The following is a 17,021-nucleotide window of genomic DNA, read 5'->3' as shown; positions in this document are numbered from 1 at the left end:
CTCATAGAAGGGCCGCATCTTGCGCGAGCCAAAGCCAGGATCGGGCTTCCTGAAATCGAAGGAAGCCTATAATTCTACTATTTTCCAGGCCCCCTGCTCAAGCGAGGGTCTATCCTGCCCTTCGGCGCCATCGCTGGCTTCGGCGGCCCCGGTTACAAATGGATGCAATGGAAGGCCGCTACGTGCTGGCGCGCCCCGTATGGCGGCCCGCCAGCCGTCCCTCCGGGAAGCATGGAGCGCTCCCGGCCTTAGGCATCGGATTCGCGCACCAGGCGGTTGTGCGGTGCGGCCTGCCGGGACGCTATTATGGCAGCAAGCTCGAATTGGCACGGGCCCTGGCGGATGACATTGGGCTGCCGCAGCGCAACAAAACCGAGGGATCATGAGTATCACCATCAAGACAGCCGAAGAAATCGAAAAAATGCGGGCCGCGTGCCAGGACGCCGCCAAGGTGCTCGATTTCATCGCCCCCTACGTGAAGCCCGGGGTCACGACAGGCGAGCTCGACCGGTTGTGCCTGGAGTACATGACCGACGAGCTGAAGGTGAAATCGGCCACCATAGGCTACGCGCCCCCGGGCTATCCGCCCTTTACCGGCGCGATCTGCACCTCGGTCAACCACCAGGTCTGCCACGGCATTCCGGGCAGCAAAGTCCTCAAGAACGGCGATTCGCTCAATATCGACGTCACCATCATCAAGGACGGCTGGCACGGCGACACGAGCCGGATGTATTTCGCCGGCGAGCCTTCCATCCTGGCGCGCCGGCTGGCGCAGGTCACTTATGAGTGCATGTGGCTGGGCATCGAACAGGTGCGGCCCGGCGCCCACCTGGGGGACATCGGCCATGCCATCCAGAAGCACGCCGAAAGCCACGGCTACAGCGTCGTGCGGGAGTTCTGCGGCCATGGCATCGGCAAGGTCTTCCACGAGGATCCGCAGGTGCTGCACTATGGCAAGCCCGGCACCGGCATCGAACTGCAGGCGGGCATGATCTTCACCGTGGAGCCCATGATCAACGCCGGCCGGCGGGAGATCCGCGAGCTGGCCGACGGCTGGACCATCGTGACCCGCGACCACAGCCTGTCGGCGCAGTGGGAACACACCGTGGTGGTGAGCGAGACCGGCTACGAGATCCTGACCGTCTCGCCCGGCATGCCCGCCCCGCCCGCCTTCGTCGCGGCCAAGGCCGCCTGAGTCCACCCGCCCCCATGTCGACCGCCACGCTGACTTCGCCCGCCCTGCACGGGCTCCAGGACTTGCGCAGCGCCATGCGCGCCGCGCGCGAGCGCGCCATTGCCGCCTACCGGGCGAATCTGCGTGCCGACGGACTATTGACGGAATTGCGGCGGATCGTCGATCGCACGCTGCTGGCGCTGCTCGAGCGCCATCCGCTGCCCGAGGGCGCCGCGCTGGCCGCCGTGGGCGGCTACGGCCGTGGCGAGCTCTACCCCTATTCCGACGTGGACGTGCTGATCCTGCTGCGGCAGGCGCCCACCGCCGAGGACGAAGCCCGCATCGGCGCGTTGATCACCTCCCTGTGGGACATCGGCCTGGAGCCCGGCCACAGCGCGCGGACCATCGACGATTGCATGGCCGAGGCAGGCAAGGACATCACCGTGGAAACGGCGCTGCTGGAGGCCCGCTACCTGGCTGGCAGCCGCGCGCTGATGCGCCAGTTCGAGACTGCCATGCTCGGCAGGCTGGACAAGCGGGCCTTCTTCCACGACAAGCAGCTGGAGATGCAGCAGCGGCACACCAAGTACAACTACACGCCGTACGCGCTGGAACCGAACTGCAAGGAATCGCCGGGCGGGCTGCGTGACCTGCAGGTCATCCTCTGGATGGCGCGAGCCGCCGGCTTCGGCAAGACCTGGACGCAGGTAGCGCGCGCCGGCCTGCTTACCGCCGACGAGGCCCGCCACCTGCGCCGCGCCGAGCAGGCGTTCAAGCGCCTGCGCATCGAACTGCACCTGCTGGCCGGCCGGCGCGAAGACCGCCTGGTGTTCGATGTCCAGCCGGCCATGGCCAAGGTCTACGGCATTCCCGAGGGCGGCACGCGCCGGCCGAGCGAAGTGCTGATGCAGCGCTACTACTGGGCGGCAAAGCTGGTGACGCAGCTCAACACCATCCTCGTCCAGAACCTCGAAGAGCGCCTGTTCGCCCGTCCGGGCGAGGAGGCGCAGCCCATCGACGAGGATTTCCGCAGCCTGCACGAGCGGCTGGACATGTACCGGGACGACGCCTTCGAACGCAATCCCACGCTGCTGCTGCGCGCCTTTCTGGTGATGCAGCAGCACCCCGAACTCAAGGGCATGTCGGCCCGCATGCTGCGCGCCATCTGGCACGCACGGCGGCGCATCGACGCGCAGTTCCGGCGCAACCCCGTCAATCGGCACCTGTTCCTGTCCATCCTGCAGCAGCGCCGGGGCATCGTGCACGAATTGCGGCGGATGAACGAACTGAGCATCCTGCCGCGCTACCTGCTGCCGTTCCGCCGCATCGTCGGGCAGATGCAGCACGATCTCTTCCACGCCTATACCGTGGACCAGCACATCCTGATGGTGGTGCGCAATCTGCGCCGCTTCACGATGCCGGAGCATGCGCACGAGTATCCGCTGTGCAGCCAGCTGATCGCCAACTTCGATGGCCACTGGATTCTCTACGTGGCCGCCCTCTTCCACGACATCGCCAAGGGCCGGGGCGGCGACCATTCCGAGCTGGGCGCGGCCGAGGCGCGCAAATTCGCGCGCGACCACGGCCTGGACAAGGCCGACGCCGAGCTGCTGGAGTTCCTGGTGCGCCAGCACCTGACGCTGTCGTCCGTGGCGCAGAAGAAGGACTTGACCGATCCGCGCGTCATCCAGGACTTTGCCGCGCTGGTGGGCGATACCCGCCACCTCACCGCGCTCTACCTGCTGACCGTGGCCGATATCCGCGGCACCAGCCCCAAGGTGTGGAACGCCTGGAAGGGCAAGCTGCTCGAAGACTTGTTCATGAAGACCCGGCGCGCGCTGGGCGGCGAGACTCCCGACCCCAAGGCCATCCTGGAGAATCGCAAGGAAGAAGCGCTGGGCGCCCTGCGCCTGGCCGGGCTGACCGAAGACGCCCACGAGGCGCTGTGGAAGCAGCTCGACGTGGCCTATTTCCTGCGCCACGAGGCGGCCGACATCGCCTGGCAGACCCGCCATCTCTACAACAAGGTGAACAGCGCCGAGCCCATCGTACGCGCGCGCGTGGCGCCCATGGGGGAAGGCCTGCAGATCGTGGTCTACGTGAAAGACCAGCCCGATCTCTTCGCCCGCATCTGCGGCTATTTCGACGAGCGCCGGCTCAGCATCCAGGACGCCCGCATCCACACGACCCGGCACGGCTGGGGCCTGGACAGCTTCATCGTGCTGGCGCCGGGCACGCCCAGCGAGCAGCGTTCGCTGCTCAGTCTGGTCGAACACGAACTCACCCAGCGCCTGGCGGCCCCCAATGCCGGCCCCGCCGCGGCCGGCCAGGCCGTTCCGCTGGGGCCGCGGCAGTCGCGCCAGTCGCGCATGTTCCCCATCACGCCGGCCATCGAGCTGCGGCCCGACGAACGCGGTCAGTCGTGGATCCTGAGCGTAACGGCGTCCGACCGTACCGGCCTCCTGCACGCCCTGGCCCGCACCTTCGTCAAGCATGGCATCAACCTGAAGACGGCCAAGGTCATGACGCTGGGCGAGCGGGTGGAAGACACCTTCCTGATCGACGGCGGGGCCCTGGACAACGCGCGCAGCCAGATCCAGTTCGAGCAGGACCTGCTCGACGCGCTGCAGTAGCCGGCCGCGGGGCCCGGACGCCCGCGGCGCATGCATGCTTAACGAATTGAAAACGCGGCTTGCGCAGCACGGATCTCAAAAGCAACAATAAGCCTGCAGTGCCCGGCGCGGCGGCCTCGACGGACCGCCGCGGCACCCTTGCCCGCGCTCCGGCGCAAGACGGCCCCCCATGCCGCGGGGCGCCGAAACGATGGGAGCCCAGCACGTGTCCGCAACCGTACCCCAGTCGACGCCCAGCGACGACGACGATCGCACTTCGTTTTCCAAGGAAAGCCTCAAGCGCGCGTTCTTCGACCACTTGTTCTACACCATAGGCAAGTTCCCGAAAATCTCGGGCAAGAACGACTTCTACCTCGCTCTCGCGCACACCATACGCGACCGCAGCCTGCATCGCTGGATCAGCAGCACCGCGCAGTACAACCGGACCGCGCCGCGCACGGTCGCCTACCTGTCGGCCGAGTTCCTGATGGGCCCGCACCTGGGCAACCACCTGATCAACCTCGGCATTGCCGACAGCGTGCGCGAGGCGCTGGCGGAAATGAAGCTCGACTACAACGAGGTCCTGCGCCAGGAGGAAGAGCCGGGACTGGGCAACGGCGGCCTGGGCCGCCTGGCGGCCTGCTTCCTGGACTCGCTGGCGACGCAGCAGATTCCTGCCTTCGGCTACGGCATCCGCTACGAGTACGGCATTTTCTTCCAGACCATCATCGACGGCTGGCAGGTGGAGAACACCGACAAGTGGCTGCGCTACGGCAACCCGTGGGAAATCCAGCGTGCGGAATGGGCGGTGGAGATCAAGCTGGGCGGCCGCACGGAGCAATACATCGACGACGCGGGCTACCTGCGCGTGCGCTGGGCGCCCGAGAAAACCGTCGTCGGCGTCCCCTTCGATTCCCCCATCCCGGGTTACCGCGTCAATACCACCAATACGCTGCGGCTCTGGCGCGCGGAGGCGACCGAATCGTTCGACTTTTCGGTGTTCAACAAGGGCGACTACCTGGGCGCGGTCAGCAAGAAGGTGACCTCGGAAAACCTCACCAAGGTGCTCTACCCCAACGACGAGACCACGCAAGGCAAGGAATTGCGACTGGAGCAGCAGTACTTTTTCGTGTCGTGTTCGTTGCAGGACATGATACGCATCCACCTCGTCCGCGGCGGCTCCATCACGGACTTCGACAAGAAGTTCGCGATCCAGCTCAACGACACGCACCCGGCCATCGCGATCGCCGAGCTGATGCGGCTACTGGTGGATGAACACCTGCTGCCGTGGGACCAGGCCTGGGGCATCACCACCCGCACCTTCTCCTACACCAATCACACGCTCTTGCCGGAGGCCCTGGAACGCTGGCCGCTCGCGCTGTTCGAGCGCATCCTGCCGCGGCACCTGGAACTCATCTACGAGATCAACGCGCGCTTCCTCAACGACGTGCGCATCCACTTCCTGGGCGACGAATCGCGCATCGCCCGCCTGTCGCTGATCGACGAGAGCGGCGAGCGCTACGTGCGCATGGCGCATTTGGCCTGCGTCGGCAGCCACGCCATCAACGGCGTGGCGGAACTGCATTCAGAGCTGCTCAAGCACGGCCTGCTGAAGGACTTCTACGAGATGTGGCCGGAGAAGTTCACCAACATTACGAACGGCGTCACGCCGCGCCGCTGGCTGGTGCTGAGCAACCCGCGCCTGACGGCACTGGTCACCCGGGCCATCGGCGACGGGTGGGTAACCGACCTGCCCCGGATCCGGCTGATCGAGGACTACATCGACGACAAGGCATTCCGCGACGAGTGGCGCGCCGCCAAGCGCGCCAACAAGGCTGACCTCGCGGCGCTGATACGGCGGCGCACCGGCGTGCAGGTCGACCCCGATTCGATGTTCGACGTCCTGGTCAAGCGCATACACGAATACAAGCGACAGCACCTGGCGGTGCTGCACATCGTGACGCTGTACCACCGTCTGAAATCCGGCCGCGCTCGCGATCAGCAACCGCGCACTTTCATCTTCGGCGGCAAGGCGGCTCCGGGCTATCACATGGCCAAGCTGATGATCAAGCTCATCACCTCCGTAGGCGAGGTCATCAACAACGACCCGGATGTGCACGACCAGCTCAAGGTGGTCTTCATTCCGAATTTCAACGTCACCCAAGGCCAGTGCATCTACCCCGCCGCCGACCTCTCCGAGCAGATATCGCTGGCCGGCAAGGAGGCCTCGGGAACGGGCAACATGAAATTCGCGATGAACGGCGCGCTCACGATAGGCACCATGGACGGCGCGAACATCGAGCTGCGCGAGCAAGTGGGCGCCGAGAACTTCTTCCTGTTCGGCCATACCGCCGAGGAGGTGCGCAAGCTCAAGGCCGCAGGCTACCACCCCTCCGATTACTACCACAGCCACAGCGAACTGCGCATCTGCCTCGATTTGATCCAAAGCGGTTTCTTCTCTCGCGGCGATACTGAATTGTTCAGGCCGCTGATCGACAACCTGCTGCACCACGACCCCTATCTGCTTCTGGCCGACTATCAGTCCTACATCGAGTGCCAGGATCTGGTGAGCCAGGCTTATCGCGACACCGACGGCTGGACCCGCATGTCCATCCTGAACGCCGCGCGATCGGGCAAGTTCTCGTCGGACCGCAGCATCCGCGAATATGCCGAGCAGATCTGGAAGGTCTCGCCGGTGCCGGTCGAGCTGTACGACCAGGCGGAACTGGAAGGCCCGCTGGGTCCCCTCCCCATGCGCTAGCGCGCTGTGGCGATTTTGCCCAAGAGACGGCACCTGCGGGACAACAGTGGGAAAATTGGCGTTTTCCACGTCGGAGTATCGAGGCACCATGAAGCTCTACTACTCGCCCGGCGCCTGCTCCCAGGCGCCCCACATCGCACTGCGCGAAACCGGGATCGATTTCACCTGGGAAAAGGTCGACCTGCGGGCCAAGCTCACCGAGAACGGACAGGACTTCCGCCAGGTCAATCCCAAAGGCTACGTGCCCGCGCTGGAAGTGGCACCGGGCGTGGTCATGACCGAGCTGGCCGTGCTGCTGCAGTACCTGGCCGACCTCGCGCCGGCCCGCAAGCTGGCGCCGCCGCCCGACAGTCCGGAGCGTTACGTGCTCCAGACCTGGCTGGTCTTCATCGCCACCGAAATCCACAAAGGGTTCTCGCCGCTGTTCAAGCCGCAGGTCGGCGAAGACGCCAAGGATGTCTTCCGGCAGATCCTGGCCACCCGCCTGGACTACGTGCAAAGCGAACTGTCCCAGCGCGAATACCTGATGCCCAGCGGCTTCTCGGTGGCCGACATCTATCTGTTCGTGACCACGGGCTGGGCGCCGCGCGTGAACGTCGACCTGTCGCGTTGGCCGGCGATCGTGGCGTTCCGCGAGCGCATCGCCCAGCGCCCGGCGGTCCAGGCGGCGCTCAGGGCCGAAGGCCTGCTGAACTGAGCGGGAAGCCGGCCCCGAAGGGCCGGCGCTACGCGGCGTCGCTCGAACAGCGGCCGCTTACCAGTTCGCCCAGGATGCGGTGCACGTCTTTCATGCTGTTGTCGACCACCGCACGCATGCCTTCCATCGAAATCTCGTCCACGCTCGCCCCCTTTCCGGCGGCATCGTTGGTCACGAGGCACAGGGCCGCATAATCCAGCTCCAGCTCTCGCGCCAGGGAAGCCTCGGGCATGCCGGTCATGCCGACCATGTCGCAGCCGTCGCGCCCCATGCGGCGGATCTCGGCGGCGGTTTCCAGGCGCGGGCCCTGGGTGCAGCCGTACACCCCGCCGTCGACCACCGCCACGTTGCAGGCCTGGGCCGAGGCCAGGAGGTCTTGGCGCATGGCCGCTCCATAGGGCTGGGTCATGTCCACGTGAGCCACGGGCTGGTCGCCTCCCTCGAAGAAGGTACGGGGGCGATCGGTGGTGTAGTCGATGATCTGGTCCGGCACGACGATGGTCCCGGCCGACAAGGTGGGCGTAATGCCGCCCACCGTGGCCACCGAGACGATGCGCCGCACGCCGACCTCGTGCAGCGCCCAGAGGTTGGCGCGGTAGTTGATGCGATGCGGTGCCAAGGTGTGGCCGTAACCGTGGCGGGCCAGAAAGACGATTTCCGGCCCGTCGCCGATGCGTCCGTAGGTCAGCGCTCCGGACGGTTCGCCGTAGGGAGTGCGCACGGCCTGCCGGCGGGTCATGACCAGGCCGGTCAAGTGATAGAGCCCCGTGCCCCCGATGATTGCCTGCATGTGGATTCCTCTTGCGGGCCGCCGGCCCGCCCTGTCAAGACTGCAACAACGCCTTCAAGCCGTCCTCGTCGAGCACCGCGATGCCCAGCTCCTGCGCCTTGGCGAGCTTGCTGCCGGCGTCGGCGCCGGCGACGACGTAGTGCGTCTTCTTGGATACCGAACCCGTCACCTTGCCGCCGGCGGCGCGTATCAGGTCGGCGGCCTCCTCGCGGGTCAGCGTCGGCAGCGTGCCGGTCAGCACGAATATCTTTCCGCCTATGGGGCCGGCGGTGCGATCCACGACGGTTTCCGTGCCGGGCGTCACGCCATTGCGAAGCAGGTCCGCCACGACCTGCCGATTGTGCGGCTCGGCAAAGAAGCGATGGATGGAAGCCGCCACCACCGGCCCGACGTCGGGCACGGCAAGCAGTTCGGTTTCCGTCGCGTTCATCACGGCATCCAGATTGCCGAAGTGGCGCGCCAGGTCGCGCGCCGTCGATTCGCCCACGTGGCGGATACCCAGCGCGAACAGGAACCGGCCCAGGGGCGGCGTGCGGGTGGCGGAGATGGCCTCCACCAGGTTGCGCGCCGATTTCTCGCCCATCCGCTCCAGGCCGGCCAGTTCTTCCTCGGTCAACGTATAGAGATCGGCCAGCGTATGGACGCGGCCGCGCTCGACCAGTTGGTCGATCAGTTTCTCGCCCAGGCCCTCGATGTCGAGCGCTCGGCGCTGCGCCGCGTGCCACAGCGCCTGCTTGCGCTGCGCGGCGCAGAACAGCCCGCCGGTACAGCGGGCGATGCTCTCGTCCTCGGGACGTTCGATGGCCGAGCCGCACACCGGGCAATGGGTGGGCATGACGAACTTGCGCGCGCCGGCCGGACGCTTGTCCAGCACCGGCGTGACCACTTCCGGAATCACGTCGCCCGCCCGGCGCACGACGACGGTATCGCCAATGCGCACGTCCTTGCGCTCGATCTCGTCCTCGTTGTGCAGCGTGGCGTTGGTGACGGTGACGCCACCGACGAACACGGGCTTGAGCCGCGCGACGGGCGTGATGGCACCGGTGCGCCCCACCTGCACTTCGATGTCGAGCAGTTCGGTGGTGGCTTCCTCCGCGGCGAATTTGTGGGCGATGGCGAAACGGGGGGCCCGCGAAACGTAGCCCAGCCTGCGCTGTGCCTCGATGGCATCGACCTTGTACACCACGCCGTCGATGTCGTAGGGCAGCGATGCGCGCAGCCCTTCCACACGGCGGTAGAAATCCAGCAGGCCGGCCGCGCCCTTGGCCAGTTGCCGCTCGCGATTGACCGGCATGCCCAGCTCCTGGAGCCAATCCAGCATGCCCATGTGGGTGCCGAAAGGCGGCGCGTCGACGCTCGCCGGCGCGGCGCCCGGCAGGCCGCCGCGGATCTCGCCCCAGCCGTAGGCGAAGAATCGCAGCGGCCGCCTGGCGGTGATGCGCGGATCGAGCTGCCTCAGGCTGCCGGCCGCGGCATTGCGGGGATTGATGAACACTTTCTCGCCGGCCTCGCGCTGCGCATCGTTGAGCCGTTCGAAATCCTTGCGGAACAGCAACACCTCGCCGCGCACCTCCAGCACCTCGGGAACCGGGCCCGCCAGGGTCAGCGGAATCGACCGTATGGTGCGGATGTTGGCGGTGATGTCCTCCCCGGTCTGCCCGTCGCCCCGCGTGGCGGCGCGCACGAACCGCCCGCCCTCGTAGCGCAGGCTGACCGCCAATCCGTCCAGCTTCAGTTCACAGGCGTATTCGACCTCGGCACCGGCCTCCAGCCCGTCGCGCACACGCTTGTCGAACGCCTCGATATCCTCGTCGTCGAAGGCATTGTTCAGCGACAGCATGGGCACAGCGTGGCGCACCGCCCCGAACGCGGCCAGGGGCGCCCCCCCTACCCGCTGGGTGGGCGACTCGGGCGTGGCGAGCAGCGGGAACTCCTGCTCGAGCTTGACCAGTTCCGCGAACAAGGCATCGTATTCGGCGTCGCTGATCAGCGGATCGTCGAGCACGTAGTAGCGGTGGTTGTGCTGGGCCAGTTCCTGGCGCAGCTGCGCCGCGCGCTGCATGGCCTCGTTTTCCCGGTCGATGCCAGAAACCATGTCGACTCCGGTTTCCCGCCTATCCGAACACCCGCAGCGCGCGGACAGAGCCGGCCTTCAGGCCGGATTGCTCCAGCCTGGCGTACAACGCCTGCAACTGCTTGTCGATGGCCGCCTCGGCGCCGTCGGCGAGCGGCCGGCCGTTATCGTCGACCACGGTCGCCTCGAGCCGGGCCGCCAGGCCCCGCGCGATCTTCGCCATCTGGGAAAACGCGTGCTCGTGGGCGGGCGCGCGCGGCACGTCCAGTATCAGGCTGAGCTGGCCGATGGTGGCCGGGCCGGCCGAACCCAGCGACACGCCGTCGCTGCGGCCCAAGGTGAAACGCACGGCACCGTCCTGGTCCACCCACGGCAGGCGGCCGTCCTGGATGGACGAGAAACCGGCTTCCCGGGCGGCGGTAAGCACGTCGCCCGAGGACCAGCGGCGGCTGCTGGCAACCAGCGTCAGACCAACCTGGGCATCGAGGGCGGCGCAGACCGCGTCGAGCTTGTTGGCGCGGTCGAGCACGGCCTGGGTGTCGCTGGCCTCCACCGTGCCGTCGAAGCGGTCGGCCAGCACGCGCGAGCGCGACAAGGCCTCGGCCCATTCGCCGGCGCTGAGCGGGCCGCTGCGGTTGGCGAGCAGCACCGCGACCTGGACCGACGCATAGGTCTCGCCGCTGCGTATGGCGGCACGGTGCAGGCCGTCGGTGGTTTCGGCGAAAACCCGCAGCGACTTCTGCCCGGCATGGCGGATGCCCTGGGTGAAAGCGGCCAGCTCGTCGCCGGGCACCGGCTCCAGGAAGGAGACGTCGATGACGGTCTCGCACGCCTCGTCGGCCTCGTCGGCGTCGTGCTGCGACGGCGCCGATGCCGCCGCGGGATGGGCCTCGATGCCGCCCACCACGTTGCTTTCGGCTTCGGCCATGGCTCCCAGCCCCGGCTCGCGCCGCACGCCATCGGTTGCCGGCAATCCGGGCTCGGCACCGTGCAACAGCGGATCCTTGCCGGTGTCGGGAAAACCGTCCTGTATCTGCTTGCGGGCGCGGCGGTCCTGCCACCAGTTCAGTCCAAGCACGACGACGATGGCCAGGACGCCAAGGGCGATGAGACCGGTTTGTAGATCACTCATTGGTGTGTTCCCGATGGCGGGCGTGGTGGAAAGGATGCCGGGACGACGCGGGCCGCCGGCTCATCAGGCGGCCTCTGCGGCCAGTTGCATGGCCGAATCGATGTCGACCGCCACGATGCGCGATACCCCCTGCTCTTGCATGGTCACCCCGACCAGTTGATGCGCCATCTCCATGGCGATCTTGTTGTGCGAGATGAACAGGAACTGCGTCTGCTCGCTCATGCGGCGGACCAGGTTGGCATAACGCTCGGTGTTGGCGTCGTCCAGCGGCGCGTCCACCTCGTCGAGCAGGCAGAACGGCGCCGGATTGAGCTTGAACATGGCGAACACCAGCGCGGTCGCGGTGAGCGCCTTTTCGCCGCCCGACAGCAGGTGGATGGTGCTGTTGCGCTTGCCCGGGGGCTGGGCCATGACCTGGACGCCCGCGTCCAGGATTTCCTCGCCGGTCATGACCAGCTTGGCTTCGCCGCCGCCGAACAGCGAGGGGAAGAGCTCGCCGAAGTTGCGGTTGACCGTATCGAAGGTTTCCTGCAGCAGCTGGCGGGTCTCGCGGTCGATCTTGCGGATGGCGTCTTCGAGCGTGTCGATGGCCGCCTGCAGGTCGGTCTGCTGGGCGTCGAGGTAGGCCTTGCGTTCGCGGGCGGCGTTCAGCTCGTCGAGCGCTGCCAGGTTGACGGCGCCCAGGGCGGCGATCTCGCGCGCCAGGCGCTGCAGCTCCGATTGCAGCCAGTTGGGACGCTGCCATTCCTTGGGCAAGGCGTCGAGCTGCTCGCCCAGCGCCGCCAGGTCCAGTTCCTGGCCGGCCAACTGTTCGGCGTACTGCTCCTGCGCCAGACGCGCCGCCTGCTCCTTGAGCTGCAATTCGGTGATGCGGCCGCGCAGCGGCTCCAGCGAGCGCTCCAGGGCCAGGCGCTGCTCGTCGGCCGCGCGCAATTGTGCGGCCAGCGTGTCCATTTCGATGCGGGCAAGGTTCAGCACCTTCTCGCGTTCGCTGCGAAGTTCGAGCGCCGCCTGCAGGCCGGCCTGGGCCGCGGCGTCGTCCAGTACGCGCAGCTCCTGCTGCACCCGTTCGGCCTCGGTGGCGGCGCGCTGGCTTTGCTCGCCGGCCAGTTGCAGGTTGCGGCGCAACTCGTCGATGCGGGCCCGCAGGCCGCGCTCGGCGAAGCTGGCCTCCTGCGCGGCGCGTTCGAGTTCGCGCAGGCGCTCGCGGGCGCGCTGGGTCTCGGCCTCGCGCTGCTCCTGGGCCATCTGGGCTTCTTCGAAGGCCGACTGCTTGTCGCCCAGTTCGGTGTCGAGGATCTCGAAGCGGCCCTCGGCCTCTTCCTTGCGGATGCGGGCCTCTTCCTCCTGGGCTTCCAGTTCCGCGCGTTCTTCCTGGATGCGCGCGGCGCGCTCCTCGGACTGCGCGGCCTGCTGCGCGAGCTTGGAATGCTCGAGCTGGATGGCATGCAGGCGCTGGGTGACTTCGGCCAGCCGCTGGCGCGAGGCGGGCAAGGCCTGCGCGACCTGCTGGTACGCGGCTTCGGCCCGGGCCACGGCGGAGCGCGCCTCGTCGGCGATGAGCTGCTGCGCCTTCAATTGGCGCTGCAGGTTCTCGATCTCCTGCTGGCGCGCCAGCATGCCGGCCTGCTCGGAATCGGGCGCGTAGAAACGCACGCTGTTGTGGCCGATGAGATGCCCTTCCTTGACGACGAAGTGGCCCCCTTCGGGCAATTGGGTACGGGCGGCCAGCGCCTGCGAAGCGTCGGCGGCCGTGTAGACGTCGCGGAGCCAGTCGGCCATCAGTGCGCGCAGGCCGGGATCGCTGATGCGCAGCAGCGAAGTCAGCGGCGTCAGCGCCGCGGGCGCGGCGGCCGGCGCGGCGGCGGGCGGCATCTGGTAGAACGCCAGCCGGGCCGGCGGGGCATCGCCGAAGAAGGCCTTGGCCCATTCCAGGTTGCTGACCTCGAGCGCCGCGAGGCGTTCGCGCAGCACCGCTTCCAGCGCGGTTTCCCAGCCCGGTTCGATATGCAGCTTCTGCCACAGGCGGCCGAGCTGGGTCAGCTCGTGCTTTTCCAGCCAGGGATGCAGCGCCCCCTGCTTCTGCACGTCCTGTTGCAGGCGGGTAAGCGCGGAGAGCCGCGCCTCGATCTGCGAGACGGCCGCCGCTTCCTTCTGCACCAGCTCTTGCGCCTGGCGACGTCCCGCATCGACCTGGGGAAGCTGGTCTTCCAGCGCGGAGAGTTCCTGCTGGGCCTGGGCGACACGCTGCTCGGTATCGGCCAGGTCACCGGTGAGTTGCTCCAGCCGCGCCGGATCGGGGCGCTGCAGGTTGCGCTCCTCCAGTTCCAGGCGCTCGCGACGCTGCGCCAGGGCCTGGAGCTGGCGGTCGGCCTCGCGCTGCTCCTGCGCGGTCAGGGCCAGATTCTGCTCGACCTGCGACAGCGCGCTGCGCAGCTCGGAAAGGCCGGAGGCGGCATCGCGCACCTTGGCCTCGATGTCGGGCAACTGCGCCTGGGCCTCTTCGGCCACGATCCGTGCCTCTTCGGCGCGGGCCTCGCCCACGGCCAGGTCTTCCTCGGCCTGGGCCAGCTGTTCGCTGCCGGTCTCGTGCTGCTCGTTCCACTGGGCGATCTGCTGCTGCAACTGGGCCAGTTGCGCCTGCATGCGGTTGCGCGCCTCGACCACGTACTTGATCTCGGCCTCCAGCCGGCTCACCTCGGCGTTGGCCTCGTATAGCCCGCCCTGGGCGGCATGGACCGCGTCGCTGGCGGCGTAGTGGGCCTGCCGCGTGCCCTCGAGGTCGGCTTCGAGCTTGCGCAGGTTGGCCGTGGCGGCCTCGAGGTCGGTCTGCGCCTGCTCGATGGCCAGCGCGTACTGCGAGCGATCGGCGTCGGCCTCGCGCTTCTTGAGCAGCCAGAGGAAACGCTGCTTTTGTTCGCTGTCGGCCTGGAAAGCCTGGTAGCGCTGGGCGACCTCAGCCTGCGCCTCGAGCTTTTCCAGTTGCGTGGAAAGCTCGCGCAGGATGTCCTCGACCCGGGTCATGTTCTCGCGGGTGTCGGACAGGCGGTTCTCGGTTTCCCGGCGCCGCTCCTTGTAGCGCGACACTCCGGCGGCTTCTTCAAGGAAAACCCGCAGTTCGTCGGGGCGGGCTTCGATGATGCGCGAGATCATGCCCTGCCCGATGATCGCGTAGCCGCGGGCGCCCAGGCCGGTGCCGAGGAAGATGTCGTGGATGTCGCGCCGCCGCACCTGCTGGTTGTTGACGAAATAGCTGCTGGTGCCGTCGCGGGTGAGGACCCGCTTGACGGCGATTTCGCCGTACTGGCTCCACTGCCCGGAGGCCCGGCCCTCGGAGTTGTCGAATACCAGCTCCACCGACGCGCGCGCCGCCGGCTTGCGGTTGACCGAACCGTTGAAGATCACGTCCTGCATGGACTCGCCGCGCAGCTCCGACGCCTTGGACTCGCCCAGGACCCAGCGCACCGCATCGATGATGTTGGACTTTCCGCAGCCGTTGGGGCCCACCACCCCGACCAGCTGGCTGGGCACCTGGATGGACGTGGGGTCGACGAACGACTTGAAACCTGCGAGTTTGATCTGGGTAAGTCGCACCGGAAAACGAAGCTTCGATTAAAAGGGCTGGAAAAGGAACCGACATGCACCGAAACGGTCGGACAAAACGTGGCGTGCCGCCACCACGGAATCATCCGCCCTAACCGACCCAGGGCACCGCGGATCCGGCTCCGCCGGTCCGCCCCTCGAGGGGACGCGCGCAGCGCGGAGGGGGTGGGCTCATTCAGTGCTCCGTATAATACCAAAGGGTCATCGGCAAGGTACGCCTGGCGCCGTCGCCGCGGCCTTTTTTTCACTTTCGTTACGTATAAAGCGCAAGCACATGCCTTCTCAACCCAGCAAGAGTCTCGACACCTTCGCCAACCCCAGCCCCGGGCGGGACTTCCAGATCCATATCGAGGTGCCGGAATTCACCTGCCTGTGCCCGATGACGGGGCAGCCGGACTTCGCCGTGCTCGTGATCGACTACGTCCCCGACCAGCTCTGCGTCGAGCTCAAGAGCCTCAAGCTCTACGCCTGGAGCTTCCGCAACGAGGGCAAGTTCCACGAAGCCGTGACCAACGAAATCCTGGACGACCTCGCGCGCGCGCTGTCGCCCCGCTTCATGCGGATCACCGCCAAGTGGTACGTGCGCGGCGGCATCTACACCAACGTGGTCGCGGAACACCGCAAGCCGGGATGGGAGCCCCAGCCGGCCGTGCAGCTCCAGGAATTCACCCCGGGCAGCAACATCCGCGGGTAAGTACCATCAGATCGGCCCGGACGCAATCGCAAGCGTCCCGCATCCGCGTGCTATAAATCGTGCGCTACGATGCGCGGCATGCATCCTGCCGTAGTGCCCCGAGTGCGGCACTTTCCGATCCACTCACAAGGCACACGAGTCTCGCCCCAACCGATGAAACGCGGCTTTTATCTGATCATGGCAGCGCAGTTCTTTTCTTCGCTTGCCGACAATGCGCTTTTCATCGCCGCCATCGCGCTGATCCAGCAACTGGACGGGCCGGACTGGATGACGCCCATGATCAAGTGGTCGTTCGCCCTCGCCTACGTGCTGCTGGCCGCCTTCGTCGGCGCGTTCGCCGATTCCTTCCCCAAGGGCCGGGTGATGTTCGCCACCAACTCGGTGAAGATCATCGGCTGCCTGATGATGTTCGCCCATGCCAGCCTCGGCCTGGCCGACGAGCACCAGGTCTATACCGTGTGCGCGGCCTATGCGCTGGTCGGCATCGGCGCCGCGGCGTACTCGCCCGCCAAGTACGGAATCATTACCGAGCTGCTGCCGCCCGAGCAGCTGGTCAAGGGCAATAGCTGGATCGAAGGGCTCACCGTCGTGTCCATCATTCTGGGCGTGGTCCTGGGCGGCGCGCTGATCAGCCCGAAGGTATCCGCCTGGCTGCTGTCCATCGACCTGGGCGGCCTGGGTCCCGAACTGGAAACCCCGGCCGAGGCCGCCATCGTGGTCATCGCCCTGGTCTATCTCGTGGCCGCCGTCTTCAATCTGCTCATTCCGTCCACCGGCGTCGACTATCCCCAGCAGCAACGCAACCCCATCAAGCTGCTGGCCACTTTCGGCTGTTTCGTCGCCACCTTGTGGCGCGACAAGCTCGGCCAGATATCCCTGGCGGTCACCACCCTCTTCTGGGGCGCCGGCGCAACGCTACAGTTGATCGTCATCGAGTGGGGCCGCGTCCAGCTCGGCCTGCCGCTGAACAAGGCCTCGATCCTGATGGGCGTGGCTTCGGTAGGCACCATCCTCGGCGCGACACTGGCCGGCAAAGTGCCGCTGCATCACGCGCTGGCGGTGCTCCCCATGGGCGTGCTCATGGGCCTGGTGGTGATGCTGATGCCGCTCGCCTACGAACCGTGGTTCGTCTATACGCTGCTCATCGCCATCGGCGGCCTGGGCGGATTCTTCGTGGTACCGATGAACGCGCTGCTCCAGCACCGCGGCCACGTGCTGCTGTCGGCCGGGCATTCGATCGCTGTCCAGAATTTCAACGAGCAGCTCAACATCCTGCTGATGGTGGCGGCCTACTCGCTCATGCTGGGAATGGAGATTCCCATCAACACCATCATCATCATCTTCGGCACGCTCGTAGCATGCCTGATGGTGCTCATCATGATCTGGAACCGCCACAATCACCGCACCCATCCCGACCTGGACCTGGTGATCGGCAGCCGCGCCCATGGCACGGCCCTGCACCGGGACTGACCGGAAGGCCCCCC

10 protein-coding genes are annotated in these 17,021 nt (G+C 66.9%); 6 read left to right on the top strand and 4 right to left on the bottom strand.

Translation table 11 applies throughout. The features are described from left to right. Nucleotides 1-382: 382 nt before the first annotated feature. From map to gstA, 4 genes are all read left to right on the top strand, one after another. Nucleotides 383-1,195: a type I methionyl aminopeptidase gene (gene map / locus CDO44_RS04755; RefSeq protein ID WP_087779302.1), complete on the top strand. Its 813-nt coding sequence runs from the start codon at nucleotides 383-385 to the stop codon at nucleotides 1,193-1,195. Nucleotides 1,196-1,209: 14 nt separating this feature from the next. Further along, nucleotides 1,210-3,807 (top strand): [protein-PII] uridylyltransferase, encoded by a 2,598-nt coding sequence (locus CDO44_RS04750; RefSeq protein ID WP_087779301.1) that lies wholly within the window; start codon nucleotides 1,210-1,212, stop codon nucleotides 3,805-3,807. A gap of 205 nt (nucleotides 3,808-4,012) precedes the next feature. Beyond that, nucleotides 4,013-6,547: a glycogen/starch/alpha-glucan phosphorylase gene (locus CDO44_RS04745; RefSeq protein WP_233146046.1), complete on the top strand. Its 2,535-nt coding sequence runs from the start codon at nucleotides 4,013-4,015 to the stop codon at nucleotides 6,545-6,547. An 88-nt stretch (nucleotides 6,548-6,635) separates the two neighbouring features. After that, nucleotides 6,636-7,244, top strand: a complete 609-nt coding sequence (gene gstA / locus CDO44_RS04740) for a glutathione transferase GstA (protein WP_087779300.1) — start codon at nucleotides 6,636-6,638, stop codon at nucleotides 7,242-7,244. 28 nt (nucleotides 7,245-7,272) lie between these two features. On the opposite strand, the gene CDO44_RS04735 is transcribed toward gstA, so the two are convergent. The 4 genes from CDO44_RS04735 to smc all read right to left on the bottom strand — a co-directional run bounded on the left by CDO44_RS04735 (nucleotide 7,273) and on the right by smc (nucleotide 14,834). Next, entirely contained in the window at nucleotides 7,273-8,034 is a 762-nt protein-coding gene (locus CDO44_RS04735; RefSeq protein ID WP_087779299.1) for an S-methyl-5'-thioinosine phosphorylase, read from the bottom strand. 34 nt (nucleotides 8,035-8,068) lie between these two features. Further along, nucleotides 8,069-10,129, bottom strand: a complete 2,061-nt coding sequence (gene ligA / locus CDO44_RS04730; RefSeq protein ID WP_087779298.1) for an NAD-dependent DNA ligase LigA — start codon at nucleotides 10,127-10,129, stop codon at nucleotides 8,069-8,071. A 19-nt stretch (nucleotides 10,130-10,148) separates the two neighbouring features. Further along, complete coding sequence (locus CDO44_RS04725; protein WP_087779297.1) at nucleotides 10,149-11,240, bottom strand: cell division protein ZipA C-terminal FtsZ-binding domain-containing protein; 1,092 nt, start codon at nucleotides 11,238-11,240, stop codon at nucleotides 10,149-10,151. Nucleotides 11,241-11,303: 63 nt separating this feature from the next. After that, entirely contained in the window at nucleotides 11,304-14,834 is a 3,531-nt protein-coding gene (gene smc, locus CDO44_RS04720) for a chromosome segregation protein SMC (RefSeq protein WP_087779296.1), read from the bottom strand. 283 nt (nucleotides 14,835-15,117) lie between these two features. Here smc and queF point away from each other — a divergent pair, with 283 nt between their 5' ends. After that, nucleotides 15,118-15,537 carry a preQ(1) synthase gene (gene queF, locus CDO44_RS04715; RefSeq protein ID WP_087779295.1) on the top strand — a complete coding sequence of 140 codons (420 nt, stop codon included), beginning with the start codon at nucleotides 15,118-15,120 and terminating at the stop codon, nucleotides 15,535-15,537. 153 nt (nucleotides 15,538-15,690) lie between these two features. Continuing rightward, nucleotides 15,691-17,007, top strand: coding sequence for a lysophospholipid transporter LplT (gene lplT / locus CDO44_RS04710; RefSeq protein ID WP_087779294.1), 1,317 nt, complete (start codon nucleotides 15,691-15,693; stop codon nucleotides 17,005-17,007). Nucleotides 17,008-17,021: the final 14 nt, after the last annotated feature.

This window comes from Pigmentiphaga sp. NML080357 (assembly GCF_002188465.1).
Lineage (GTDB): Bacteria > Pseudomonadota > Gammaproteobacteria > Burkholderiales > Burkholderiaceae_B > Pigmentiphaga.
This window is presented reverse-complemented; position numbering and strand designations above follow the sequence as displayed.

What these genes read in the sequence shown, in the direction of transcription:
- CDO44_RS04735 (WP_087779299.1), bottom strand. Translation starts at nt 8,034, where the DNA reads ATGCAGGCAATCATCGGGGGCACGGGGCTCTATCACTTGACCGGCCTG.
- lplT (WP_087779294.1), top strand. Translation starts at nt 15,691, where the DNA reads ATGAAACGCGGCTTTTATCTGATCATGGCAGCGCAGTTCTTTTCTTCG.
- CDO44_RS04750 (WP_087779301.1), top strand. Translation starts at nt 1,210, where the DNA reads ATGTCGACCGCCACGCTGACTTCGCCCGCCCTGCACGGGCTCCAGGAC.
- CDO44_RS04725 (WP_087779297.1), bottom strand. Translation starts at nt 11,240, where the DNA reads ATGAGTGATCTACAAACCGGTCTCATCGCCCTTGGCGTCCTGGCCATC.
- map (WP_087779302.1), top strand. Translation starts at nt 383, where the DNA reads ATGAGTATCACCATCAAGACAGCCGAAGAAATCGAAAAAATGCGGGCC.
- gstA (WP_087779300.1), top strand. Translation starts at nt 6,636, where the DNA reads ATGAAGCTCTACTACTCGCCCGGCGCCTGCTCCCAGGCGCCCCACATC.
- queF (WP_087779295.1), top strand. Translation starts at nt 15,118, where the DNA reads ATGCCTTCTCAACCCAGCAAGAGTCTCGACACCTTCGCCAACCCCAGC.
- ligA (WP_087779298.1), bottom strand. Translation starts at nt 10,129, where the DNA reads ATGGTTTCTGGCATCGACCGGGAAAACGAGGCCATGCAGCGCGCGGCG.